Origin of the sequence: Anaerorhabdus furcosa (genome assembly GCF_900167375.1) — a bacterium.
GTDB lineage: Bacteria > Bacillota_I > Bacilli_A > Erysipelotrichales > Erysipelotrichaceae > Anaerorhabdus > Anaerorhabdus furcosa.
In genome coordinates this window covers 286,081-312,613 of record NZ_FUWY01000002.1, presented here as the reverse complement: position 1 = coordinate 312,613, position 26,533 = coordinate 286,081, and the positions used below count along the sequence as shown (strand labels likewise).

Sequence of the window (26,533 nt, the reverse complement as noted above, 5' to 3'; positions counted from 1 at the left end):
TTTATACACTTTTTCTATAAATTAATAAATTTCAAATATCCTTAGAATGTTCACGATATCCTTTTATCATCTGTTTTACTGAATTGGAAATATTTATATCCCCTTTATATTCGTTATACTTTACTAATGCGTAAGTACCAATTAATACAAAGCCAAATATTGGAAATAATCGGTGAAATATTGCACCTTTTGAAACAAAATAATTCTCATCAAACCCTTTAAACCAACTTGAATCACTATCATCCATTGTTCCTATTACCAAAGGTATATATAAAATTTTCATACCTTTTTTAAGGCAGTCTATTAAGAATATATTTTCTTCTCCACACATATAATGGTTACTACCAGATCCAAACTGTATATCAAATCTTATGTTTGCATCAACAATACTCTTTCTTCTAAACGCTATTTGACTGGAAATAATTCCAAGTGAGCTTATCATATTAATGCGTTTTTTTCGACCAATCCTTTTTTGGACAAATCTAGGTGATCTGTTAATATAGAAAATAATAATATCATATGCAGGATACTTTTCAAATTCATTTGTGATTAGTTGAGCAAAATTATCAATATATGAAATATCATCATCTGCAAATAGGCAAATATCAGCTTCACTATTTTCAATTGCTATGTTTCTACTTAAACTCAAACCAAATTCATTTAAACTAATTACATTCTTTTTTTTCTCACAGATATTATTCGAATCTAATATATTATGATTACATTGATTAATTATCAAGCTATTACAGCTTATATTATTAGAATGTAGCATTCTTTCTAGTTCATAGTTGCTTTTATTCATTGTTGATACTAATAGTTGAAAACTGCATTGTGACTTTATATTTGTCTTGTTCATTTTATAAGTATCACTTTTCTTATTGCATCTCTTACTAAAATCATAAACCTTGATAAATAAAAGCTATTAATCAATAGGTAACGAACAACGAAGTAATAGGCTATACCATATTTATCTTTATAGAATTTCTTAAAATATTTATTGTTTAAATCAAATTTTAACAATTCTTTTTTTGTATTGCTATATTCTTCTTTATCATTATTCATTATATCAATTACCAATAATTGCAAAAATGTATCAATGACCATATAATCTCCAAATAACATCATATTGCTATCATCGTTATATTTTGATTCACAGATTATTGTTCTCATTTTCTTTGAATTTTCAACTACAGATTTATATAATTCTATACTCCGTGTATTGCTCATAGATTCCTTAACATATCTATAAATATACAACGGCTCTAAACTACTTATGATGTTATTAGTATTCAACATAAGTTTTATGATTGCACCATCTCCACTTTTCTCAAAAAATCTAAATTCCATTTCGTCCAAATATGATTTTCTAAATAACTTATTAACTACCATTAGACTATCATCTAAAAATTCTGGATCAACTTTTCCTTTATATTCTTTAAACCAAGCCCTAAAATTTTTATTCATCGGATATGATTCAACATTACAAATTGAAATATCTGCATTTTCTAGCTCACAAAGTGTATATAATGTTTTGAGATAATTTGGTTTAACATAATCATCACCATCTACGAAACAAACATATCTGCAATTGCTAGCTAATTCTAACCCTTTATTTCGAGCACCACCTAATCCTGTATTAGCTTGCTTGTGTAACAAAATTTTAGATTCATTCAACATTAAATTAGTTACTAATGAGCATGATTCATCTGTTGAACCATCGTCGATGACTAAAATATTAAAGTTTTCAAATTCTTGTTGAAGAAGTGATTTAATACAATCCTCAATATATTTTTCTTTGTTATATAATGTGACAATCACAGTGATATCTATCATGTTGCTTCTCCTTCGCATGGTTTATTTTGCTTTTTGCTCTTTATTTCTGCGTTTTTCATTTTCTGATTTTCAAATATATTGTACTGAAGAAATTATAGTTTTTTATTATAAATATAAACTGTTCATACTTTAGTTTCTTAATCAAAAATAAGAAAGTACAATCTATTAATTGCCTCTTATCATCAAAATTTATATTTCTATATTCAATTATTTTTTTCGCTTTAATAAAGTTATTTTTACATGTATTAGTGTCTAAATTTTCATTAATATAATCACTTTTTACTAACCCAATAAAAATATTTACCAAGTATTTAAAATAATTTCTTTCTAGTTCAAAATTAGTAGTATCTATCATTTCATTAAGCTCCGTTAAAATCTTAATTTCAATATCAGTTTTAAATGAGTGTCTAGTATTTGTAATAGAATTAGGAATCATTCGATTATAATAATATAGAACTTCTTTAGAAGTCTTAATTTGATTTGCTTTTTTTAAGAATTTCACATTAAACCCAAAGTCTTCAGCAATACCTATACTCTCATCAAACATAATTTCAAATTCATCAATAATTTTTCTTTTATATATTTTGTTCCATGGAAAGTTCAAAACTGCTGGATCAAAGAAAATAGGATTCATTAGGAATAAATTTTTTTCATAAGTTAAATTAATTGGTGAGTATATTTCATTTTTATTAGGACCATGTATTACACAACCAAACAAGAATAAATCAATATTTTTGTCTTCAATTAATTCGTTAATCACATCAAAATAATTACTTGCTACCTCATCATCGCTATCTACAAAAGTAACATACTCTCCTTTTGCCATTTTTAATCCTTCATTTCGTGCCGTTGACACGCCTGATTTTTCTATTCGCTTGTGAAGTATATTAGTGTTATTTTTAAGATGAATTTTAAGTATTTCACTTGTATTATCTGTTGAACCATCATCTATTAAAATTAATTGAGCATTGCTTGGTAATTGCATTAAAAGTATATTTAGTAATTTACCTAGAGTACGCTCTGAATTGTATATTGGAATTATTATACTAATTTTTATTGTTTTCTCCATAATATATTTCCTTCTTATTTTTTTAATTTATCATTACCGTCATTATACTTAATAAACATATAAATAATACTTTAAGTAAAATATAACTTAGAATTTTCAATATTGATTATATTCACTTGGTATTAATGCTTATTCCTTAATTTCAATTACTCTATTAATAAGCTATTTAAGATTATAAAAGAAGAATTTAATGTATATTTTACAGTACAATTTCATTTTCTTTAAATATTTATTATTTGTAGAATATCCACTGTTTTTAAACCAGTTTTGACATGTTTTTCGCGCTTTTATAATACTAAACGGCTTATGCTTCCATTCACGATACATACTACCTATTAACAAATGATAAATTGCTAAAAATTCGATTTCATTTTTATATATTTCACTTACTCTTCTTTCAACTGCATATTCTTTGATTTGATTTAGTGTTGCAATCATATCAACAATCTTTGTTTCATAGCTATTCATAGTATTTTCTTTTCTTACATGATAAGAATATGTTTTTTTATCAACAAACACAGTTGAAGGATTTGCCATTAACAAAGAAATAGTGAAATATAAATCTTCGTATATCCTGCTACTTGGAAATTCTATTCCATTTTTCATTAAGAAATCTTTGCGAATAACCTTAGCAAAAGGTGCAATTAACACTTGTGTAATTAAGCTTGGATTTTCTTGAACTGTTATTTTTTGGTTTATATTTACATTTTGTATATATTCAAAATTAGATTCGATGAAACTTACTTGATAATCAAATTTCCTTTTAATCTGTGTTATACCTAGATCCATATTATTATGATTAATCATATTGTAAAATTCACTAATATAATTTATTTCTACTTCATCATCACTATCAATAAAAACTAAATAATCACCCCTCGCTCTTTTGATTCCAATATTTCTTCCGACTCCTTGCCCTTCATTTTCTTTTGTTATTATCTTGAAGTCTTTGAACTTTATTCGGTATGACTCAAGAATTGATATTGTCTTGTCAGTAGATCCATCATTAATTACTATTAATTCAAAATTTGTATTAATCTGATTTAGAAGGCTGTCAAGACACCGGTTTATATGTTTTTCGCCATTATAAATGGGTATAATTACTGTAATCATATTTTCTCTATTTTATTCTTGTAAACGAGATACTAGAATATGTTTTCCCCTCTATTTTTTGTAAACGATCAAGTAGAATCTCAAATTTTTTTAGACTTATTACTTTACAAGATTTACCTTCACTACTTTTTTAAGCTCTTTATTAATTTGCTCGTTCTTATTAAATCACTCTTGAGAATTTAGATAGTTCCATTTTTAGATATGTCTGAGAGAGTGATAAGTGAAACTTAGTTTTAGTTATTTCAATTCTATTCATTTCACATACTGCTAAATGCTGCAAAAATGAAGTAATTGAGTTAGATTTTCAAATAAATAATTCAATATCAAGCTTAGTTTTTTGATTTCAAATCCAATCACAATTCATTAAATGAAGCTTTTCTTGAAGTAGTTAGAAGAAATTTAGTAAAAAAATATCTTCCAGTACATTTAAATGAAACTTTGTAAACCAATCCTTTAGATTTTAAGCTTCAATGAGAACATTTGTTTCTTTATTAGCATTCGCTACATTTTATTAAATGTTGCCTTGAACTTTTGATTAGAATTCTTGTGCTTATCAATTTTTATAGCCTAGTATTTAACTGACCTATTATAATAAATCAAGTGTCGGTAAAGCGTCGTTTTTAAATTGTATCTTTCCATATTTCGTTCATTCCAAGCTATATTTATTACAATCTGGATTGAATTAAGAACAACATAAAAAAAATGTACTTCTAATCAAATTAGAAATACATCCCACTACTATATGTAAATTTTTCTTCCTATCAAGTGGGTACTACATTTTTCGTATGAATTATTGTTATCTACAATGAGGTTTTGTCATTTCAATTCCTCCAAGTGTAAATTCACCCCAACTATACTGTGACATATACTCACCTTTGTATGAATTAATTGCGTGGAGTTCACCATTCATCCAGTTGTAATAATCACAAGCAATTTTGCTTGGAATAATTGAAATTGTACCCCGTTTTTTACAAATCACATCGGTTATTCCAAATTCTGAAAATGTGCGCCATAAATCTGATTTTAAGTCTCTTAAATAGGAATTTCTTTTTCTTGCGCAATCAATGTCTTCCCATAAAGTTGCAATGATTTCTCCATTTGTACAAGCAGCTCCTTTTCGATCAATTAAGTAAGCTAATAACTCTTTGGTTTTACTGTAAGTAAATTTCATTGGTATTCCATTAATAAACACTTCAAAATTTCCAAAGCACTGAAACCATAATTCATGATTGCAAAACAAATCTATGGGATGGCGTAAATTTTCTAGTTCCCATTCTATTTTTTCAGTGGTAATTGGCTTTAAGATATACCCACTACTATGTAAAGTAAGTGCGTCTACTGCATATTGCCTATATGCTGTAACAAATATAATATTCACTTTTGGGTTCAATTTTTTTAGTTGCTTGGCAAGTTCTATACCATCAACATCTCCCATATCAATATCCAAAAATGCTAATTCACATGTGCTACAAATTGCAAAAGAAAGAGCTTCTTCTCCTGTACTAAATCCATTCACTTTGACATTAGGTAATACTTCTTGAATTGAAGTTATTAAAAGTTGTAAAGCAATTCTCTCATCATCTACCGCTATTACTGACATTTTTTTATATCTCCTTTGGGTATTGTTAATCTTGCAACTGTTCCATATCCTACTTTACTTTCAATTGAAAGTGTACCCTTACACATCATCCATAATCTTGTACGCACATTATTTATTCCAATATGCTCTTTATTATCATGCTGTATTTCGCTAATATCAAAACCAATCCCATCATCACTAACAATAACTTCAAAATAATTCAGTTCTTCTACTGTTTTCACCTTAATCGTTCCACCTTTTTTTACTTTTGTTATGCCATGCTTTACTGCATTCTCAACAAGCACTTGGATAGTCAAAGCAGGAATATTAAAATCAATTACTTCTAAATCAAATTCAACATTTAGTTTATTCTCAAATCGTTTCTTTTCAATACTAAGGTATGTCTTAATATACTCTAATTCATCAACAAACGGTATAGGTGATTTTTGAGTTAGTGAATTTAGGTTATGTCTTATGTAATCTGCGAAATTAGCAGTTACTTCCTTTGCTTCTTTTGGATTTTCATCGCATAATCCACAAATTGTTGTAAGTGTGTTATACATAAAATGTGGTTGTAATTGGCTCAATAAAATCATCATACGACCTTGTATAAGTTCGTTCTCTCTATCCTGCAATCGTTGTCGCTGCCCTCTTTGCATTACTGCATATATCCAAATCAAAGAAAGCGAAATCGAAAGAAATATTTGTGGACCATTCCAAAAAAAACGCGTACCAAAAGCAATTAATGGAAGAAAACAATAACTAAGCAGTGCCCATCGTTCTTTCTTATTTAAATTTTGATGACATTGTAAAATCATCCATATTCCAATGACACAAACAGAAGCCCACGCAAAATGTCCAAACCAATAACCCCATCCATAATTCATGACATCAAATTGTGTTTGCACATTTACAACACTTGATACACCATTTAGCATGATAAAAATTGTCCATATAAGAATTGAAAATGCAAAGAGAAGTATACTTGGTATTGCTATTTTTTCAGATATTGGACCACGTTGCGAAAGAAATTTTATTACAAAAAATACAAATATTGAATTTACAACCAAAGATAACACTGTAGGAAGCACTGAGAGCAAAATCATTAAAATAGGATAATTGATTTGTTGATAAAAGAACCAGTGCAGTGCATCCAAAATTAAAACCATTAAATGAAAAATGACCATTATTGTAAGACTTCTATCAAATACGTCTGAATTTTTTTCATTATACATACTGACTAACAAAATAATGATAACTAAAGCAGCAAATATCTCTAAGCTACCGTTAGCAATTTCCATATTTATTTTCCATGATATTCTTGCACATAAGGTACATAAATATCTTTTCCTTTCTTGCATCTTATTAATACTATTTCAATTAACATATAAAATGCTTCTTACTTTACCCATAAAATTTTATCGAATTAAATTTTTATAAAATGTTTTAACTAAATTTTTTCACTCCAAATCAACTATATAGAACCTTCTCTCAGTTTTTAATTTGTATTGATTACAATATTTTTCATTAAATACTTAATCCGCAGCTATACATAGATCTCATATTAAACATTATTAAAGCATAATTTTCAATATTTGGCATTCTATTTATTGATGATTTATTTCTTCCATATTGCTAATATTGCTTAACTTTGAGTTCTATTAATATTCTCTCTAATTCCTATTCTTGTAATCAATTAAGCAAAAGTATAAACTTGGACAAATGATAAATACACACCATCCTGCACTTACAAAGAAACCTGCTTTACTCCAAATTTTAAAATCTCTAATAAGATTAAAAAATTTCTTTCGATAAACTAGATAATTGTTAGAATTGTTATTCTTACACCGTTTGTAGTTATTCATAGTCAACCATATTTGATCAACTCTTGCTCGTAAATAATCCTGGTGATTTATCTCTTTAATAAATTGACATCTATTGTCAAAAGCATTCCAAGCATCTTGTAATTTTTTTTCGCTAAATTCATTACCAATACTATTCTCACGATTTTGTAAATAGAAATACAATTTTGCATCTGTATATACAACCGATTTTGCTTCATATAATAAATGATGAATAACAAACTCATCTTCATGGTATTTATCGATTGGAAATTTGATATTATCAAATAATTCTTTTTTATATAGTTTGTTGCACATAATTACCATATTGAGGGGATCTCTTGATAATTCATAAAACATATCTTTTTCATGAATTACTTTTATTTTATTAGTTATACTTCCTTTAATTTCTTCTTTTTCATATGTTTTGTATACTTCGCAAGTAGATATATTTGCATTTGAGCCCATCATGTTTTTTAGAAGAGTCTCATACATCAGGGGATGAATATAATCGTCTGAGTCAACAAACCCAACATAGTCACCTCTTGCCAATTCTAATCCTACATTTCTAGCGCTAGACAACCCACCATTTAACTTATGTATGACTTTGACTCTAGCATCCCTTTTAGCGAAATCATCACATAAATTCGCTTCATATATAGTAGTTCCATCATCTACAAGAATAACTTCTAAGTCACTATATGTTTGACACAAAATTGAATTAACACATTTTTGCAAGTATTTCTCTGTATGAAAAATTGGTACTATAACACTAATCATATCTATTCTCCAATGCTTTGTATTTAGTAATATTATATATTATACTTCCTTTTACCACTACACCTCAAAATAATTTCATTATCTATATATTTCAATTCCTTATTCTCTTGTTTATTTATTCATAATAAAAATGCACCCTGTAAATTCCTATCCAATTAACAAGGTGCACTAAATTTTATTTCTGAAAAGCAAATTTCTCTTATTGCTTATTTCTTAAAGATATGATTCTTAAATAATTTAACTATTTCTACAATCACAATTGGACATAATGCAAATCCAAGAGAAATTAATGCATATTGTGAATCTAATGGAACTAAATTAAAGATACCATTGATTCCTGGGACATACATAACAATAATTTGTAATGCCATACCTACAGCTAATGCTCCCCATAAATACTTGTTATTGAATATTGTTCTATGGAAAATACTGTGTGTACTCTTAATATTAAATGCATGGAATAATTGTGATAGAGATAATGTCATAAATGCCATTGTCATACCAATTTCATGATTTACATTATTACCAATGATGTATGCAGTTAGTGTTAATATACCAACCATCAAACCTTGCCATGCTATTGTAAATCCAAGTCCATGAGCGAAGAAACTTTCATTCTTTGGTCTTGGCTTCTCTTTCATAATATCTTTATCCACTGGCTCAAGTCCTAATGCAAATGCAGGTAATGTATCTGTGATTAAGTTAACCCACAACAAGTGAACTGGTAATAAAGGAACACCTAAATTAAATCCAAATAAACTGATTACTGATGCTCCAAAGATTGTGATAACTTCTCCAATATTACTAGATAGTAAGAATTGAACATCTTTCTTGATGTTATTGTAAATACCACGACCCTCTCTTACTGCATGAATAATTGTTGCAAAATTATCATCTGTTAAGATCATATCAGCAGCACCTTTTGTTACATCGGTACCTGTGATACCCATAGCACATCCAATATCAGCCTTTTTAAGAGCTGGTGAATCATTTACACCATCTCCAGTCATTGCTACTACATGTCCTTTACTTTGCCACATACTAACAATTCTCACCTTGTGTTCTGGTGCAACACGTGCGTAAACACTTATTTTTTCTAACTCTGTATATAATTCTTCATCTGTCATATTTGATAACTCAGTACCTGTTATCGCTTTTTGACCTTCATTTAAAATACCTAAATCTTGTGCAATTGCTTTTGCTGTTGTTACATGGTCACCTGTAATCATGATAGTACGGATTCCACCTTGTTTTGCTTCTTCAATTGCTACTTTTACTTCAGGACGTGGAGGATCTATCATCCCAACAAGTCCAACAAATGTCATTTGATTTTCAACTTCACTTGCATCAAGTAGAACTGGGACCTCTTTCCAACGTCGAATTGCTACTGCCAATACACGTAATGCTTGATTTGCCATTTTTTCATTTGCATCACTTGCATCACTTGGTGTGTTAATACATTTTGCCATGATAACATCAGGTGCCCCTTTAGTAATTGAAAGCACACCATCTTCAGTATCATAGAACACTGTCATTAATTTACGTGTAGAATCAAAAGCAATTTCATCTCCACGTTTTGCAATCATGTATAAATCTTCTTTTTTATCACCCATCTTGAAACTTGCTTCTACTAATGCAGTTTCAGTTGGATCTCCTAATAATTTAGTTTCACCATTTTCAAATTTTAATTCAGCATCTGAACAAAGAGTGAAACATTTCATCATTTCTCTTACATCCACATTACCTTCACCATTAAAATCTTCAATACCATTCTTAGCAGTAAATGTTTTTACTACTGTCATTTTGTTTTGTGTTAATGTTCCTGTTTTATCACTACATACAACACTTGCTGATCCAAGAGTTTCTACAGCTGGTAGTTTACGTACAATTGCATTGTTTTTAACCATTTTTGTTACACCAATCGCAAGAACGATTGTTACAACAGTTGCTAAACCTTCAGGGATTGCAGCAACTGCTAAGGCTACCGATGTTTTAAATGATTCAAGAATTGTTAATCCTGACATCCACTCAAGTCCAAATACGATTACACAGATTCCTAAGCACATAACACCAATTACTTTACTGATTTGTGCTAATTTATTTTGAAGTGGCGTTGTTTCTTTCTCTGAGCTCATCAACATCGATGCAATCTTACCAACTTCATTTTCCATACCGACAGTTGTGATAATCATCTTACCACGTCCATAAGTAACTACAGTACTTGCGAAAGCCATATTCTTTTGATCACCTAATGGACAATTTTCAAGCTCAATGACATCACTGATTTTATTAACTGGTAGTGATTCTCCAGTTAATGCACTTTCATCTATTTGTAGATTATATGATTCTAAAATTCTACCATCACTTGGAACTAAATCTCCTGCTTCAAGAATGACCACATCTCCAACAACTAATTCTCTTGAAGGAATAGTATATCTTTCTCCATTACGAATTACTTTTGTATTCGGTGCGCTCATTTTCTTCAATGCTTCTAGTGATTTTTCAGCACTGTTTTCTTGAGCAACTCCTAAAATAGCATTAAATACGACAACAACTAATATAATTAAACTATCAATCCATTCATGTGGATCAACAACGATTGATATGATTGCAGCAGCAATCAAAACAATGATAAGTGGATCTGTGAATTGCAATAAAAATTTAATGAAGATTGATTGCTTCTTCTCTTCTTTCAATTCATTGGTACCACATTTCGCTCTTATTGTTTCAATCTCACTTTGATGTAAACCTTTTTGTTCATTACTTTGTAATTCTTCTACAACTTGGTCTTTTGTTCTGTTATAAAACATATTTTCCTCCTAGAAAAGCAAAAAGCAAGACTCCACCCACTTTTGCAATGGATAGGTCTTGCTTATCAAGAGATTTAAGTATCCGGGTTTTCACCGAGATGTCGAATACTTACACAGAATATTTTCTGCAGCTACTCCCCTACTCAATGATAAAAAGATACTACGTTTGCCATCGTTTGTCAATGAAATTCCTAGCAACCGCCGGACCTATTCCAACTACATTTATTATAAAATTCTATCAATTTTTAAGCAATCAAAGTTATCAGTTTCAATGTTCATGATATACTATAGATGAGGATGGGTTTATGAAAAGATATTTCATTATCGTCGAAGGACAAGTACAAGGTGTTGGGTTTAGAAATTATACGCAAATGAATGCAATGAAAAATAATTGCACTGGTTGGGTGCGAAATATGGATAATGGAATGGTTGAAATACAAATTCAAGGCGAAGTAGAAAAAATAGATAAAGTCTTAAGAATTCTACGTGAAGGAAATCATTTCATCAAAGTTACAAACATAACAATTAAAGAAATTCCATTAAATCCCAATGAAAGATTCTTTAAATACAGATAGAGTTGCACATAATAGAGTCACTCTATTTTTTTATTTCAAAATTTCTTAACTGTTGACAACTGTCAACAAAGACTGTAAATTAAATGTAGATTACATTTGTAGACTTTCGGAGGTTAACCTGTGAAGCGAAAACTCTTAGATATATTGATTATGATTTCATTTTGTTTCATTATTACTCTTATATTTTGTTATCCCTACTTAAATGAATCCATATTTATTGGTCCGGATACTGCTTTTCATATGAATCGAATTGAAGCATTAAGTATTGCGATTGGAAACAATGATTTTTACCCTCGTATTTTCTTTCATCAAAATTATAATTTTGGATATGGTAGTCCCATGTTTTATTCTTTCTTCTTTCTTTATTTTCCTGCATTATTACGTATCATTGGCATTAGTGTTTATGACACCTATCATATCTTCTTGTTTGTCTGTGCATTTCTTGCATCCATATCAATGTATAAATGTGCATCTCTTATATTAAATAAAAATAAAAAAATATACATTTGGTTTACTGTTTTATTCTATATATGGAATTGTTTCTATATGTCAGATTTCTATAAACGAGGTGCTGTTGGAGAAACATTAGCTTTCATCTTCATTCCTATCGTTATTATGGGAATGTATCATTCAATTCACAGTAGCTTTAAGAAACAGTATATCCTTGTCTTTGGTTTTTGTGGCTTACTCTTATCTCATAACATCTCATTTGTTATTATGGTCATCCTTTACGGTATTTATTTATTGATTCATATCAAATATCTTTTAAAAAATAGAAAGCGTATTATTTGGATTTCCTTTATCACAATCTTCTCAGTCTTAATGACTTGTTTCTTTACACTTCCAATGATTGAGCAATTAGCAAGTGGTAGTTATCGTATTAGTGATTACTTTGGAACAACTTCATTAGTTGATAGTGCAATGAAATTTAGAGATATCTTTGACTTTCGTACAGATGAAAGCAAGTATTTATGTGATTCAGTTGGACCATTTCTTTTATTTATTCCTCTTCTTTATCCATTTACAAAGAAAAAAAATAAACTCATAACATTTTGCATTATCGCAGGATATATTATGGTCTTAATGACCACCAATCTATTTCCATGGCAATATTTTAAATTCTTAAGTTTCTTACAATTTCCAACACGATTACTTATTCCTTCTGTTTGCTTGTTAGCACTTAGTGCTGGCTATACCGTTGCATATGCTCCAATTCATAAAAAGTACAAAGCGTTTTTCAATAAAGGATTACTGATTGTTGTTGTACTTGTTGGTGTTCTTCAATTATTTGGATACACAAGAACTCCTGGAATTATTACAAAACATACAAAAGGTGAAGAACTTTCTAATGATGAACAGTTCTTAGGATCTGCTAATTGGTATAACTTACTTGAAGTATCATCACCAGATTATTTACCAATTGTTACAAATGTTGATCATCGTATGCATGGCACTGTTGTATTAACAAATAGTGAAGAAACAATCACTGTAAATAAACCCTATCTTGGATACAACAATTTCACTTTCTCTTTACCTGTAATTAATGCTGATACTTATTATGTTGCTCCACTAACTTACTACAAAGGTTATGCCGCCGAAGTCTATAAAAATGAGCAACTAATTGAAAAATTAACAGCAACGAGCGATCCTGAAACTGGGCTAGTACGAATAGAACCTACTGTAACACAAAATGACGAACAATTTGTAACCATCAAAGTTATCTATAAAGGTACATTGATTCAACAAGTAAGTGGTTGGATTTCAGTGATTTCCTTATTTATCTATCTAGTATTTACAATCATTCAACAAATCAAGAAATAAATTATTAAAAAAATTGGCTAATCCTAGTTGTTTTTATTATGCCTATTTTGTTAGAGAGGTAATTCTATGAGACAAAAATCATTCATGAAATTTCAACCCATTATTTTCTGTCTTGCCATTACAATTTTCCTATGCTTACCCTTTCTAAATGGTCAAATATCAATAGGTCCTGATACTTCATTTCATTTAAATCGAATTGAAGCTTTAAGTATCGCTATTCGTGGTGGTGATTTTTACCCACGTGTATTCTTTGAGCAAAATTTTAATTTTGGTTATGGAAGTCCTATGTTTTATTCCTTCTTTTTCCTCTATATTCCTGCATTACTTAGAATACTTGGAGTTAATTTATTTTATACGTATCAAATTTTTCTATTTGGTTGTTGCTTCTTTGCTTCATTAAGTATGTTTTATTGTGCTTCATACTTTCTAAAAAATAAACGCATCTACTCTTATATCACTGTCATGGTTTATATTTTGAATTGTTTCTACATGTCTGATTTTTATAAACGTGGAGCTATTGGTGAGGTATTAGCATTTATTTTTATACCCATCACGATAGTGGGTATTTATCATTCTTTATATGATGATAAAAGTAAAAACAGAATACTATTATTTGGATTTTGTGGACTCTTGTTATCTCATAATATTTCTTTTGTTCTTATGGTTATCTTATATGGAATTCTTATTCTTCTTAATTTTAAGAAATTATTATCTGATAAAAAAAGATGCTTTAGCATTATCATCACTGCAATAACTGGATTCTTTTTAACCTGTTTCTTTACACTACCCTTACTTCAACAAATGACAGGTTCAAGGTATAGCATCAATGGATACTTTGGTACACTCTCATTAAGTGATTATGCAATGAACTTTGGATCTATATTTGATTTTAGAACTGATGCTAGCAATTACCTTTGTGACTCTGTTGGTCCCTTTCTTTTATTTATTCCTTTACTTTATTTTTTCATGAATAAAAGCAAGAGAACACAATTTATGAATTTCTTGATTTTATCAAGTTACCTTATGATTTTTATGACAACTAACTTATTTCCATGGAAATTCTTTACGCTTTTTAGTTTCTTACAATTTCCAACACGCTTACTCATTCCCGCATCTTCATTTCTTGCGCTTGTTGCAGGCTATGCATTATTAAATTTTGATGTTGATGAAACCTATCGAAAAATATTCAATACAATATTAATCAGTATGATTACCATTGTTTCAGTGATTCAGCTTTATGGTATTTATTCCACCTATGGAATTATTACACCCATAACAACATCAGATGAAATTAAAAACGACCTTCAATTTCTTGGTTATGAATCTTGGTATAACATTCAGGAATTATCTACACCTGATTATTTACCAATGAATGCGAATATTGATTATCGCTATTACGGAGATCAAATCAAAACTAATTCTATTAGTGCTTTTGAAATCATTGATTCCTCATCTTATAATTCTTATACAATCAAAGTTAACCAACTAAAGAAAAATGATTATTTTATATTACCTAGAACTTTCTATATCGGTTATGTTGCTGAAATAAAAGATGGGGATAAGGTTGTTTGTATACTTGATGCTATTGGTGATCCAGACTCTGGTTTAGTAACAATTCAAATTAATGAAGATTACGCATTACAAGATCCTAGATTACATATTTATTATAAAGGAACTAGCCTTCAATCGCTTAGCGGATTTATCTCTATTTTCACACTTATCTTTGTCTTGTTTTCAACAAAAATAAAGAGAGAAAATAAATAGAAAATCGATGTAAACGGTAACAAAAAAAACATTTTCAAAATGAAAGCGATTACTTGTGATTTTTTTAACTTTTGCTATTTACAGCCTATTTTCCTAGTGATATACTTCAATCGTTACAAAGTGAAAGTTTTCACAATAGGAGGATAACATGGCTGTTAAAAAAACAACTAATAAGAGTAACTCTACTAAAAAAGAAGTCAAAAAGGCTTTACCTGTTGAAACAGTAGGTAAAACAAATGTTCCTGAAGTCAATGAAAAAGTCGCAAAAGCATTAATCGCATTAGATAAATATGCTAGCTACGATCAAGAAAAAATTGACTACATCGTTGCAAAATGTTCTGTTGCAGCTTTAGATAAACATGGTGATCTTGCTAAACTTGCAATTGAAGAAACTAAACGTGGTGTCTTTGAAGACAAAGCAACTAAAAATCTATTCGCTTGCGAATATGTAGTAAATCATATGCGTCACCTTAAAACCGTTGGTGTTATTTCTGAAGATGAAGTTCAAGGTTTAACATACATCGCTGAACCAGTTGGTGTTGTTGCAGGTGTTACACCTGTTACTAACCCTACATCAACAACAATCTTTAAATCTCTTATTTCATTAAAAACAAGAAATCCAATTATCTTTGGATTCCATCCAAATGCACAAAACTGTTCAGCTGCTACAGCTAAAGTTATCTATGATGCTGCTATCGCTGCTGGTGCTCCTGCTGATTGTATTCAATGGATTGATCAACCTAGTATGGAAGCTACAAATGCATTAATGAACCATCCTGATGTTGCAACAATCTTAGCTACTGGTGGTAATGCCATGGTTAAAGCTGCTTACTCTTGTGGTAAACCTGCATTAGGTGTTGGAGCTGGTAACGTTCCTGCATACATTGAAACAACTGCTAATCTTAGACAAGCAGTAAATGATATCTGTTTATCAAAAGCGTTTGATAACGGAATGATTTGTGCTTCTGAACAAGCTGCAATTATTGATAAAGAAATTTATGATGATGCTGTAGAACTTTTCAAAAATTATAACGTTCACTTTGCTAGTAAAAAAGAAAAAGAATTATTAGAAAAATTTATGTTTGGCGTAACTGCTTACTCTAAAGATGTGGATAACGCTCGACTTAATCCAGTTGTAGTAGGTCGTCCTGCTGCATGGATTGCAGAACAAGCTGGATTTACAATTGATCCAAAAACAAGTATTATCGCTGTTGAATGTAAAGAAGTTGGTCCTAATGAACCAATGACTCGTGAAAAATTATCACCAGTTCTTGCATTCTTAAAATCAAATTCAGTTGAAGATGGTTTAGACAAGTCAGAAGCAATGGTTATGTTCAATGGTATTGGACATAGTGCTGCAATACATACAATGAATGCTGACCTTGCAAAACGCTTTGGTGAAAGAATTAAAGCTTGTCGTATTATTTGGAACTCTCCAAGTACTTTCGGTGGTATTGGTAATGTTTATAACTCATTTATCCCTTCATTAACTCTAGGATGTGGATCTTATGGACATAACTCAGTATCAGATAATGTTAGTGCTATCAACTTACTAAACATCAAGAAAATTGGTAAAAGGAGAAATAATATGCAATGGTTCAAAGTGCCATCTAAAATCTACTTCGAAAGAGATTCTATCGAATACCTACACTCAATGCGTGATGTTGAAAGAGTATTCATCGTAACTGACCGTTCAATGGTTGACTTAGGATATGTAACTCGTGTAACTGATCAATTAGAAGGTAGACGTAATAAAGTACAAGTTCAATTATTCTGTGATGTTGAACCAGATCCAAGTATTCAAACTGTTAAAAAAGGTTTAAGTTTAATGGAAGCATTCAAACCAGATACAATTATCGCTATCGGTGGTGGTTCAAGTATGGATGCTGCAAAAGGTATGTGGTTATTCTATGAACAACCAGATGTAAACTTTGATGATTTGAAACAAAAATTCATGGATATTCGTAAACGTGCATTCCGTTACCCTGAATTAGGAAAGAAATCTAAACTTGTATGTATCCCTACTACTTCAGGTACAGGATCAGAAGTTACTCCATTCGCTGTTATTACTGACCGCGAAGAAGGAAAGAAATATCCATTAGCAGATTACTCATTAACTCCAACCGTTGCGATTGTTGACCCTGCATTAACAATGAGTCTTCCAGCTGTAATTACTGCAGATACTGGAATGGACGTATTAACACATGCAACTGAAGCTTATGTAAGTACTCTTGCAAATGACTTCACTGATGGTTTAGCATTACAAGCAATCAAAATGGTATTTGAATATTTACCAAGAGCTGTAGCAAATGGTAAAAATGATCCTGAAGCACGTGAGAAAATGCATAATGCTGGTACAATTGCTGGTATGGCATTCGCAAATGCTTTCTTAGGGGTTAACCACTCAATCGCTCATAAGATTGGTGCAGAATATCATGTACCTCATGGACGTGCAAACGCAATCTTAATGCCACATGTAATTCGTTACAATGGTACAAAACCAGAAAAACCTGGTATCTGGCCAAAATACAATTACTACAAAGCAAATGAAAAATACGCTGAACTTGCTAAACTTCTTGGATTAAAATTCAAAACAATTGAAGAAGGTGTAGAAGCTTACGCAACTGCTTGTGGTAATTTAGGTAAAGACTGTGGTATCAAAATGTCATTCAAAGATCAAGGTATTGATGAAAAAGTATTCAAAGAAAATCTTGAAAAAATTGCATACCTTGCTTATGAAGACCAATGTTCACCTGCTAACCCTCGTGTACCAATGGTTGAGGATATCAAACAAATTATGTTAGAAGCATACAAAGGATTCTAATCATTTAAAAATAGCAAAAACGGATGAAAATCCGTTTTTCTTTTGTCTATTAGTTATCATAAATGATCTGCTAAAGTTGTTTGGTTGTTTAATACATCTGTTTCAATAATTCTTATCATCTTTGAAGGCTCTTCGAAACACGGACTATGTGCTGAATCAAGGAAGGTATAAAATCCCACTTGTGGTGCCTGAAGTTTTTTTGCATACTCCTTGGCTAATTGATAAGATACTTGATAATCATATTTCCCCTGAAAAATATAAACTGGAATATCCAGTGTTGGCACTTCGACCATATAATTCTTACTCATGACCTCATCAAATAAACAATCCATTGACAATTTCATACCTCTTAAATATTTTATTTTTTCATTTACTGTATATCTTTTCGAGAATAGGGTTACACTTGAAATTTCAGTGATTGAAATATTTTTGTGCATTACTCCAATTCCAAGTTTCATCATAAATTTAGTTCTCGTCATTAAGTAAGAATTAGCTATTGGTTTTCCTTCAATCATTTCATGATTTCTTAGTTTAATTAAATTTTTGGAATCATTTAATCGCATAAATTCTTTACACATAAAATCATAACCCAATCTCTCTGATAAATCTTGATTTGTTACTTGCCCTATTCCCATATAGGCTTCAAAGACTGATGGATTTTGCTGAACTGTTAAAATACCTAAAACAGAACCCCATGAATGCCCCATGATATAAATTTTTTCTTTCTTGAAGCGTTTTCTTAAATAGTCGGTTACTATCAATGTATCATCTATGAATTGTTGTACATTCATCAAACTCTTATCCATTTTAGAATCATAACTTATTCCACACCCTCTTTGTTCCCACCAACAAACTGTGAATAACTTATCTAATCCTGTTGGATATTTATCACACAACGCAATGGTTGGCTGACCTGGTCCACCATGTAAGAACAAAAGAACTGGTTTACTCAAATCATCCGTTGTTATAAACATTCCTTGATCTTGATCATTTATTCTTATTACTATTTTTTCATCAATTTTCATATTGAACTTTCTCCATTAAATTAATTTTTTCAAATTCATCTTGCACCATATTAGTATAAACTTTCTTACTCATAAAAGTAAAGTAGGCAACAATCGATAGAACTACGCATCCAATAAATATTCCCTTAACACCCATCCACACAACAATGCCACTTGCAATAAACGAAATTACTGGTGTAGCAGCTTGGCATGAAGCAATTAAAATCGCATTCACTCTTCCTAAGAAATTAGGTGCTACTATTTTAACTAAAAGTACATTTGCGTATGTATTTAGTAGTGTAATCAAAAAACCTGATGTTGATAATGATATAAAGAGTAGCACTGAAGTTAGTAATACATTTGAACTTATTCTTCCAATAACTAAGGGTGCAACGTAAATAATTATGAGTGCTAATCCTCCAATTTTTACCAATTGAAATTCATTAATTCGCTCATTTATTTTAGGAAAAGCAATTGATCCAAGAATACTTCCAAATGCAAAACTTATCCCTATAACTGATATCATCTGATCTGGTGATTTAAGTATTTCTTTTATCAACGGTATTTGAAATGCATTAAAGGGTGTCATTATACCATTTAGTATAACTGCCAAGGAAATAATATAGATAATAATTTTGCTACCTTTAATTATGTTTATCCCTTCACCAAAATCTGTAATGAAACTTGACTTAGTATCTCCTTGTTTAGCTTCAATTGGTTTGTAGTGAACAAAAATCATCATAAGACTGCATCCGATGAAGGCAAACATATCGATAATAAGTGCTGTATGAATACCAAACATACCAATAATGAAACCAACACTTCCTAAACCAATAAGTTCAACTGTACCTTGTAACCCCTGATTCAAAGATACACCATATTCATAATCTTCTGACTTCAGTAAATGAGGCAACATTGCTGTTGAAGTAGGTAATCGAAATGCTTCTGCTGATGAGATAATGAGTGTTGTAATAATTAAATGGGCTACATTTAACCAACCTTGACTATAACCAATCAAAACAAAAGCAACACATGATGCACGAATAAGATCTGTAAAGATTAAAACAAATTTCTTATTTAGTTTATCAACAAAAACACCGAGAAAGGGTTGGAGTAAAATTGTTGGTAACCTATTAATTCCAAAAATAGCTGCAGACCAAACAGGATTATTTGTAATGGCATATACAATCCAGACGAATGCGATACTATCTAAACTATCCCCTAACCTATTTAATACATTAGCAAATGCATAAGCAATGAAACTCTTTTGCTTTAGTAATTGCTTGTAAGTTCTTTTTTCCATAATTCATCCTCGTTTCATAGATGAATCTTAACTAAAAGTGCTCAGTTGCGACCACCAACTTTGCTTTGAAACAACGCAACTATCAGTTTCATATGAATATTTTCAAATAAAAAGCCTAACTTTTTGATTTGTTAGGCAATAATTTCGCAAATGTTGATATGAAAATAGTTCCCAGTGCTAGTGCACCTGCACTTGCAAATGTTTCAATACCAGTTAAAATTGCTTGATTTGTATTTCCTTGAATAATTTCTAACATTGTATAATACATCCCTTTTCCAGGAACTAAGATAATTAATGCAATAATAAGAAAAACAGTCACTGGCGTTTTTAGTTTACGTGCACTTATTTCACTACAACCACTAAATATCATGGCTGATATGAATAATGCAACAATATTCGAAGACCCCATCATCATTTGAAGTTCATAACATGTATAACCTATTGTTCCAATAACCGCTGCTGCAATCAATGCTTTGCCATGTACATTAAATACTACACCAAATCCCAGTGCTGCAAGAAATGCTCCAAAAATAGAAAGTATCATTAAATTATACCTCCTAAACTTATCCATACCGTCATTGCAATACCACTTCCTAATGCAACTGCAATAGCAATAAGGAGTGCTTCAACACCTCTAGCAGTACCACTTACTAAATCACCAGCAATTGAATCACGGATAGCATTTGTAATCGCAAGACCTGGAACAAGTAACATGATTGTACTAATAATCACTGTATTTCTATTTGATACAATTCCTACTTGCTCAAATATTAATGCAGATAATGTTATAAAAATAGCACACATTGAAATGTTAAAAAATGAATTAAGTTTTTTTGATTCAAAGAATAAGGTAAAGTATCTCACCAATGCACCTAAAGCAAATGAGCACATGGCATCCATTAAAGTACCTTTAAATAACAACGCAAATCCACAAGTACAAACTCCTGCAAATAAAATATTGGTAAGTAAACTATACGTCTTTGTTTGCATGATTTCATTTAACTGTTTCTCAAAGTCCAAAACATCTAATGTTTTTGCATCTCTTGATAATTGATTTATTCTAGCTATACGATCTAGATTGGTACTTCTTGTATTAATACGAGCTACTTGAGAATAAGTTGTACCTTCATAAATTGAACTTAGCATAATCCCAGTTTGTGTACAAAAACAATTTGTATCTTCCATATTATAATTATTACAAATTCTTACAATCGTGTCTTCAACTCTATATGTTTCAGCACCACTTTCAAGTAAAAGTGAGCCAGCCTTGATTGATAATTGAATTACTTTATTTGGATTCATTCTTATTTTCCTCTACTCTTAATTCATTATACTCATTTTCTATCATTTCTAGAAACTCTTTTGTTCTTCCTTCAGTAAACAATCGATGCGGGCATATTTTCCCAGAAAAATCTCGATGAAACTTGACATCATCCATTGTCAAATCATAACTATTCATTAGCACAGCAACAAGCTTAGCTGTATTGTGTAATGTTTGATTGTAATCTCCGGTTTGATTGACACACATTTCAATACCGATTCCATTCATATTACCACCATCTTCAGTTTTTTTATCTCCTGCATGCCATCCTACTTCATTGTCTGGCAAATGATGATAGATGATTGTATCATCCACCGTGTAGTGCCAACTATTTACTTGTGATTGATCATTATGCAAAAATGAATTGTGATTCGAAGCAGTTGCACTTGTACCACGGTTGTCAGTTTCATGAATAACAATCCACTTAATCTCTCTTTCAATTTTTGGTCTTCTATCAGATTCAACAGCTAAATAATCTGTAATAATTTCTATATCTTTCGCACTAATTAATCCTGCATCAACCGTTGCATATGTTCTCACTTCTTTTTTATTCCAAATTAAAAAAACACATAATAAAACAATAGCTATTACAAGAAGTATTGCAACCATACTGATTAAAATTTTGCTTTGCTTATTCATCTTTTTCATCATGCATTCATTATACACTAGAACTACCTTTCAATAAATAATATAAAAGGTAAATCCAAAGAAAAAGCTTATGGATTCCATAAGCTAGGTAACTACTATAGTTTACATTAAAGGTGCAAAGAAGTTTAGTACTGATCGCAATATTCGTTTGATTAATATTTCATTCTTACAATCTTCAATCGTAATTTCAGTACATTCTTCAAGAGTTTGTAGGAAATCTCTTTTCATATCCAACAATGCTTTTGTATTATACATCAGCACACCACATTCATAATGCAGATAATAACTTCTATAATCCATATTGATTGTTCCACATATACCCATCATGTCATCTGAAACCATTGTCTTTGAATGAACGAATCCCGGTGTATATTCATAAATTTTTACACCCTCACGAATAAGTGGCAAGTAGTTTGCTTGACTGACTAAATGAACATACCATTTATCTGGAACATGAGGCGTCATGATTCGTACATCAACCCCACTTTTTGCGGCTAATGATAGAGCTTTCTGCATCTCATAACCAATAACTAAATAAGGTGTTTCGATATAAATATATTTACGTGCATTATTGATTAAGTTCATATGAACATTAAGTCCTGCTTCTTCGTGATCTGTTGGAGAATCGCTGAATGGTTGAACATATCCGTCATGATTAACTACATCTGTATTTAATTTAAACTCTAAATAATCTGTATTTTTAATCTTCTTTACATAACTCCAAAACTGAAGAAACATAATTGTTAAGCTCCATACAGCTTCACCTTTTAACATAACCGCTGTATCTTTCCAATGTCCAAAACGTACAACCTTATTAATATACTCATCCGCTAAATTTATACCACCAACAAATCCTACTTGGTTATCAATAACACAAATCTTGCGATGATCTCGATTATTCATTTGCACAACAAGTTGTGCTTTAAGTGGATTAAATACTGCACATTCAATCCCTTTTTCTTCTAGTGTCTTTTTATAATGAGCTGGTAGTGTACTAACACAGCCTGCATCATCATACATCATTCGCACCAGAACACCTTCTTTGACTTTTGTTTCTAAAATATCCAAAATTGTATTCCAAAATAAACCTTCTTCAACAATGAAATACTCAAGGAAAATAAAATGTTTGGCTCTTTTTAATTCAGACACCATTGCAGCAAACTTTTCCTCTCCTATTTTAAAGTAATCAACAGCTGTATTACGATAAACTGGAAAGTATGTATTCTTCCATACATACGAAAATTGTTTATACGCTGAATAATTCAGTTTCTCTACATCATCTAATATCTCATCCTCTTGATTAATAAGCGGTAATGATTCTTGAATTGAAGCCAACATATTTTTTTGCAACGCTTTTGGAACTTTTTTATCCCCAAACAACAAATAAAAAATACCACCAAAAATTGGTACAATTAGAATCAGTATACACCAAGCTAATTTGAATGATGGATTTCCTTGTTTATTTATAACATAAATAACCATGATATAACTTAATACCAACAACACAAAGTTTACATTTCGATCAATTTCACCTAGTCGATATAGGACAGTCATCATAAAAATAAGTTGGAATAGTATCAATATCGCAACCATAAATAATCGATTAGAAAGTAAACTTAAGATTCTTTTCATATAACACCTTCGTGAATATTATAGCAAAATCACTACTAACTCTCTAGAAATACTATCAAAACTTTGTAAATCTTAAGAATTTCGAAGTATAAAAACTCGATTTCTACACTATTCAATACCTCTTATCCTCAATGATTTATATTAAACCGCAAAAAAAGTGATAAATTTTGCAATCTACCACTTTATTTAATCATGATTTTATAGATAGTACAAATAAACACATTTTTCTAAATCACCTTGATTTCTTAACCAATGGCCTAAGGGTACATCTACAATTTCAACTAAATTCCCATCCAATTTTTCACATGTCTTTTTGGATGCAATATTATCTGGGTTACATGTAATGATTAGCTGATCCATTAAATACTTATCTTTTGCGAGTTGAAATAATATCTTACAAGCTTTGTATGCATAATTATGACCACGAAACTCTTTGGCTACACTATATCCAATATTACCCACAAGATATAATTCTCGATCCATTCCAATCCTCAAATCACAACGTCCAACTTTTTTATTAGACTCGTGTAGTCGAATATCATAACATATTGATGGTATAAAATTATTTTCTTTACTACCTTTTAGTTGATAAGTTTCAACTAAATCAATTTCTCCATCAGTATACTTTGGTTTTTGAAATGGCCAAAACATAGATTATATTGCCTTATCTAAAACTTCTTTTACTTGTTCAAGAGTAACAGTTCCTTCATGTACTTTGACTTCATCCACATAAAAAGTTGGCACATAGTAATAATCATATTGATTTGCAATATCTGGTTCTTTATGCTCATCAATCATTTCAATTTCTACATGACTATATTTATCTTCTTTACGTAATTCATCTAAAAAATCTAATGCCTTTTTGCAATGTGGACATCCATCAAACATAAACATTTTAATCTTTTTCATTTTATCACCTCTAATTATAGTTTAGCAGTATTCGACTGTTTTGAGTATGGATATGCTTTGCTATCTCTATTTTAGCACGATTTAAAACAATAAAAAACTACGCTTAGCGTAGTTTATTCATCATATCAATGTAAATTTTCTTTAACTCATTACGTTGTGATTCATCCATATCTTTTCCTAAACTAATATCATAGCTTTCAATTAGGCTTAAATGATCACCTACAATTTCTCCATCCTTAATTACGAAGACTTGTGGAACATAGAATACTGGTTCCCCTTCATCTTTAATTAAGAAGTCTTTAATGTGATCAACTAATGTGTTGTATGCTTCTTCACTATTTCCTTCATCACTCATTACATCTACATAGTAGATATCTAAACCTTCTTCACGAGCTGCATTATTTAATACAGGAACAGCTTGTTGACAGAAAGGACAAGAATTGTACCCATAATAAATTACACCAGATCCTTTTTCTTCAAATAAACGAATTGATTCTTCCAATGTAATTTCTTTGTAAACATGTTTTGTATCTGTCAATAAAGTATAACCACTCATGTCTGCATCAGTAGTATTTAAATCTAAGATATTTAATGTTGAAACATCAATCTTTTCTTTAGTTGAAGACCCACCTGTAGGTGTAGTTGAACAACCAAACAATAAGAACGCTGTTAAAACTAAAGTTAATATTTTTTTCATTTGAATTACCTCTTTTCAACTAAATCATTTTACCAAAACAAGATGTTATAAACAAGAGGAACACATAATTTTACATAATTAAAAATCTTCTAGTTTTTCAATTTCAATGTTGTCATAGATTGCATTAATCTTATCTCTAATCTCCAAACTCTTAGAAAATCCTGTTGCATCACTACAACTATTTGCGAATTTAAAGCATTCAATTGCTTTTGTTGTTCGTAGTGAATTCATGACAAAACCAGCAACCATTGCATCATTCATCCCCACAGTATTAATACCTGTCATTGTCGTTTCAGTTTGTTGAGATCGATAAACACCTTCTTTGTTAACCAGTAAAGAACCTTCTTTTAATCTTATCATTACATTCTTTGCACCTTGCTTTACGCAATGTTTACCTGCAATGATAATCTCTTCTAGTGTACCGCATGACAATGCCGTAATTTCTTCTAGTTCTGTAAAACTTGGGTTTATCAAATACGGTTTATATTGCAAACAACGGCTAATGATATTTGGATTTGTATCCAGTACAACACGTACACCTTCTTTGGCACAATCCTTCAACATCTTTTCTACTTGGTCGAGTAAATAGTTTGGACTATTTCCAGAGAAAACTAAAATATCATTTTCATCCAAACGTTCTAACCTTGCGATAAGTTGTTCCATATTCTTATCAGTTATATAAGGTCCTGCTGCATTTAAATCAATACTATCTTCATTCGCTTTTATTTTGACATTAATTCGTGTATGCCCATCAATGTAACAAAAACTTGGTTGGATGTATTCATATTTTTGAAGTAAATTAATATAGAAATCTTTTGTAAATCCTCCAATAAAACCAAGGGCACGAGAAGGTATCATTAAATTATTCAACACAATTGAAACATTTATTCCTTTTCCACCTGCTTCGTAATATTCTAGTTGACTACGATTGGTAGATTCTTTACTTAACTCCTCAGAAAATTCCATGTAATAATCTAATGATGGATTCAATGTGCAAGTATAAATCATAG

At 30.4% G+C, this 26,533-nt stretch carries 22 protein-coding genes; 4 read left to right on the top strand and 18 right to left on the bottom strand.

Features of this window, described 5'->3' with window-relative positions:
• Window positions 1-31: 31 nt before the first annotated feature.
• The 8 genes from B5D14_RS04610 to B5D14_RS04575 all read right to left on the bottom strand — a co-directional run bounded on the left by B5D14_RS04610 (window position 32) and on the right by B5D14_RS04575 (window position 11,025).
• Window positions 32-856 carry a glycosyltransferase family A protein gene (locus tag B5D14_RS04610; protein ID WP_078711422.1) on the bottom strand — a complete coding sequence of 275 codons (825 nt, stop codon included), beginning with the start codon at window positions 854-856 and terminating at the stop codon, window positions 32-34.
• On the bottom strand, window positions 853-1,833 hold the full coding sequence (locus B5D14_RS04605) for a glycosyltransferase family 2 protein (RefSeq protein WP_159443726.1): 981 nt from the start codon (window positions 1,831-1,833) through the stop codon (window positions 853-855). The genes B5D14_RS04610 and B5D14_RS04605 overlap by 4 nt, the downstream gene beginning before the upstream one ends.
• Before the next feature lie 55 nt (window positions 1,834-1,888).
• Window positions 1,889-2,902, bottom strand: coding sequence for a glycosyltransferase family 2 protein (locus B5D14_RS04600; protein WP_078711420.1), 1,014 nt, complete (start codon window positions 2,900-2,902; stop codon window positions 1,889-1,891).
• Window positions 2,903-3,064: 162 nt separating this feature from the next.
• Entirely contained in the window at window positions 3,065-4,015 is a 951-nt protein-coding gene (locus tag B5D14_RS04595) for a glycosyltransferase family 2 protein (RefSeq protein ID WP_078711419.1), read from the bottom strand.
• A 796-nt stretch (window positions 4,016-4,811) separates the two neighbouring features.
• Window positions 4,812-5,615 carry a response regulator gene (locus B5D14_RS04590; protein ID WP_078711418.1) on the bottom strand — a complete coding sequence of 268 codons (804 nt, stop codon included), beginning with the start codon at window positions 5,613-5,615 and terminating at the stop codon, window positions 4,812-4,814.
• Window positions 5,606-6,895: a sensor histidine kinase gene (locus tag B5D14_RS04585; protein ID WP_159443725.1), complete on the bottom strand. Its 1,290-nt coding sequence runs from the start codon at window positions 6,893-6,895 to the stop codon at window positions 5,606-5,608. The genes B5D14_RS04590 and B5D14_RS04585 overlap by 10 nt, the downstream gene beginning before the upstream one ends.
• A gap of 372 nt (window positions 6,896-7,267) precedes the next feature.
• Window positions 7,268-8,215: a glycosyltransferase gene (locus B5D14_RS04580; RefSeq protein ID WP_078711416.1), complete on the bottom strand. Its 948-nt coding sequence runs from the start codon at window positions 8,213-8,215 to the stop codon at window positions 7,268-7,270.
• Window positions 8,216-8,421: 206 nt separating this feature from the next.
• On the bottom strand, window positions 8,422-11,025 hold the full coding sequence (locus tag B5D14_RS04575; protein ID WP_078711415.1) for a calcium-translocating P-type ATPase, PMCA-type: 2,604 nt from the start codon (window positions 11,023-11,025) through the stop codon (window positions 8,422-8,424).
• Window positions 11,026-11,330: 305 nt separating this feature from the next.
• Between B5D14_RS04575 and B5D14_RS04570 the strand changes: the two genes are divergently transcribed.
• The 4 genes from B5D14_RS04570 to adhE all read left to right on the top strand — a co-directional run bounded on the left by B5D14_RS04570 (window position 11,331) and on the right by adhE (window position 18,009).
• Window positions 11,331-11,600, top strand: a complete 270-nt coding sequence (locus tag B5D14_RS04570; protein WP_078711414.1) for an acylphosphatase — start codon at window positions 11,331-11,333, stop codon at window positions 11,598-11,600.
• A gap of 120 nt (window positions 11,601-11,720) precedes the next feature.
• Entirely contained in the window at window positions 11,721-13,421 is a 1,701-nt protein-coding gene (locus B5D14_RS04565) for a hypothetical protein (RefSeq protein WP_078711413.1), read from the top strand.
• A 66-nt stretch (window positions 13,422-13,487) separates the two neighbouring features.
• On the top strand, window positions 13,488-15,185 hold the full coding sequence (locus tag B5D14_RS04560) for a hypothetical protein (protein WP_078711412.1): 1,698 nt from the start codon (window positions 13,488-13,490) through the stop codon (window positions 15,183-15,185).
• A gap of 148 nt (window positions 15,186-15,333) precedes the next feature.
• Window positions 15,334-18,009, top strand: a complete 2,676-nt coding sequence (gene adhE / locus B5D14_RS04555) for a bifunctional acetaldehyde-CoA/alcohol dehydrogenase (RefSeq protein WP_078711411.1) — start codon at window positions 15,334-15,336, stop codon at window positions 18,007-18,009.
• Window positions 18,010-18,065: 56 nt separating this feature from the next.
• Here the strand turns inward: adhE and B5D14_RS04550 are convergent, their stop codons facing one another.
• The 10 genes from B5D14_RS04550 to B5D14_RS04505 form a co-directional block, all read right to left on the bottom strand.
• Entirely contained in the window at window positions 18,066-19,034 is a 969-nt protein-coding gene (locus tag B5D14_RS04550) for an alpha/beta fold hydrolase (RefSeq protein ID WP_078711410.1), read from the bottom strand.
• Window positions 19,024-20,316, bottom strand: coding sequence for an MFS transporter (locus tag B5D14_RS04545; RefSeq protein WP_078711409.1), 1,293 nt, complete (start codon window positions 20,314-20,316; stop codon window positions 19,024-19,026). Before B5D14_RS04545 ends, B5D14_RS04550 begins: the two co-directional genes overlap by 11 nt.
• A 115-nt stretch (window positions 20,317-20,431) precedes the next feature.
• Window positions 20,432-20,860 (bottom strand): threonine/serine exporter family protein, encoded by a 429-nt coding sequence (locus tag B5D14_RS04540; RefSeq protein ID WP_078711408.1) that lies wholly within the window; start codon window positions 20,858-20,860, stop codon window positions 20,432-20,434.
• Entirely contained in the window at window positions 20,860-21,618 is a 759-nt protein-coding gene (locus tag B5D14_RS04535; protein ID WP_078711407.1) for a threonine/serine exporter family protein, read from the bottom strand. The genes B5D14_RS04540 and B5D14_RS04535 overlap by 1 nt, the downstream gene beginning before the upstream one ends.
• Entirely contained in the window at window positions 21,605-22,276 is a 672-nt protein-coding gene (locus B5D14_RS04530) for a peptidoglycan recognition protein family protein (protein ID WP_159443724.1), read from the bottom strand. Before B5D14_RS04530 ends, B5D14_RS04535 begins: the two co-directional genes overlap by 14 nt.
• Window positions 22,277-22,387: 111 nt before the next feature.
• A complete protein-coding gene (gene cls, locus B5D14_RS04525) occupies window positions 22,388-23,917 on the bottom strand; it encodes a cardiolipin synthase (protein WP_078711405.1) in 1,530 nt (509 codons plus the stop codon).
• 198 nt (window positions 23,918-24,115) lie between these two features.
• Window positions 24,116-24,568: a GNAT family N-acetyltransferase gene (locus B5D14_RS04520; protein ID WP_078711404.1), complete on the bottom strand. Its 453-nt coding sequence runs from the start codon at window positions 24,566-24,568 to the stop codon at window positions 24,116-24,118.
• A gap of 3 nt (window positions 24,569-24,571) precedes the next feature.
• Window positions 24,572-24,826 (bottom strand): thioredoxin family protein, encoded by a 255-nt coding sequence (locus B5D14_RS04515; protein ID WP_078711403.1) that lies wholly within the window; start codon window positions 24,824-24,826, stop codon window positions 24,572-24,574.
• A 103-nt stretch (window positions 24,827-24,929) separates the two neighbouring features.
• Window positions 24,930-25,523 (bottom strand): TlpA family protein disulfide reductase, encoded by a 594-nt coding sequence (locus tag B5D14_RS04510; RefSeq protein ID WP_078711402.1) that lies wholly within the window; start codon window positions 25,521-25,523, stop codon window positions 24,930-24,932.
• Window positions 25,524-25,601: 78 nt separating this feature from the next.
• The gene (locus B5D14_RS04505; protein ID WP_078711401.1) at window positions 25,602-26,531 is read right to left on the bottom strand and encodes a 1-phosphofructokinase; all 930 of its coding nucleotides are present in this window, start codon (window positions 26,529-26,531) and stop codon (window positions 25,602-25,604) included.
• Window positions 26,532-26,533: the final 2 nt, after the last annotated feature.

Coding starts and splice junctions, on each gene's coding strand:
- B5D14_RS04610 (WP_078711422.1), bottom strand. CDS start 856: ATGAACAAGACAAATATAAAGTCACAATGCAGTTTTCAACTATTAGTA.
- B5D14_RS04605 (WP_159443726.1), bottom strand. CDS start 1,833: ATGATAGATATCACTGTGATTGTCACATTATATAACAAAGAAAAATAT.
- B5D14_RS04600 (WP_078711420.1), bottom strand. CDS start 2,902: ATGGAGAAAACAATAAAAATTAGTATAATAATTCCAATATACAATTCA.
- B5D14_RS04595 (WP_078711419.1), bottom strand. CDS start 4,015: ATGATTACAGTAATTATACCCATTTATAATGGCGAAAAACATATAAAC.
- B5D14_RS04590 (WP_078711418.1), bottom strand. CDS start 5,615: ATGTCAGTAATAGCGGTAGATGATGAGAGAATTGCTTTACAACTTTTA.
- B5D14_RS04585 (WP_159443725.1), bottom strand. CDS start 6,895: ATGGAAATTGCTAACGGTAGCTTAGAGATATTTGCTGCTTTAGTTATC.
- B5D14_RS04580 (WP_078711416.1), bottom strand. CDS start 8,215: ATGATTAGTGTTATAGTACCAATTTTTCATACAGAGAAATACTTGCAA.
- B5D14_RS04575 (WP_078711415.1), bottom strand. CDS start 11,025: ATGTTTTATAACAGAACAAAAGACCAAGTTGTAGAAGAATTACAAAGT.
- B5D14_RS04570 (WP_078711414.1), top strand. CDS start 11,331: ATGAAAAGATATTTCATTATCGTCGAAGGACAAGTACAAGGTGTTGGG.
- B5D14_RS04560 (WP_078711412.1), top strand. CDS start 13,488: ATGAGACAAAAATCATTCATGAAATTTCAACCCATTATTTTCTGTCTT.
- adhE (WP_078711411.1), top strand. CDS start 15,334: ATGGCTGTTAAAAAAACAACTAATAAGAGTAACTCTACTAAAAAAGAA.
- B5D14_RS04550 (WP_078711410.1), bottom strand. CDS start 19,034: ATGAAAATTGATGAAAAAATAGTAATAAGAATAAATGATCAAGATCAA.
- B5D14_RS04545 (WP_078711409.1), bottom strand. CDS start 20,316: ATGGAAAAAAGAACTTACAAGCAATTACTAAAGCAAAAGAGTTTCATT.
- B5D14_RS04540 (WP_078711408.1), bottom strand. CDS start 20,860: ATGATACTTTCTATTTTTGGAGCATTTCTTGCAGCACTGGGATTTGGT.
- B5D14_RS04535 (WP_078711407.1), bottom strand. CDS start 21,618: ATGAATCCAAATAAAGTAATTCAATTATCAATCAAGGCTGGCTCACTT.
- B5D14_RS04530 (WP_159443724.1), bottom strand. CDS start 22,276: ATGAATAAGCAAAGCAAAATTTTAATCAGTATGGTTGCAATACTTCTT.
- cls (WP_078711405.1), bottom strand. CDS start 23,917: ATGAAAAGAATCTTAAGTTTACTTTCTAATCGATTATTTATGGTTGCG.
- B5D14_RS04520 (WP_078711404.1), bottom strand. CDS start 24,568: ATGTTTTGGCCATTTCAAAAACCAAAGTATACTGATGGAGAAATTGAT.
- B5D14_RS04515 (WP_078711403.1), bottom strand. CDS start 24,826: ATGAAAAAGATTAAAATGTTTATGTTTGATGGATGTCCACATTGCAAA.
- B5D14_RS04510 (WP_078711402.1), bottom strand. CDS start 25,523: ATGAAAAAAATATTAACTTTAGTTTTAACAGCGTTCTTATTGTTTGGT.
- B5D14_RS04505 (WP_078711401.1), bottom strand. CDS start 26,531: ATGATTTATACTTGCACATTGAATCCATCATTAGATTATTACATGGAA.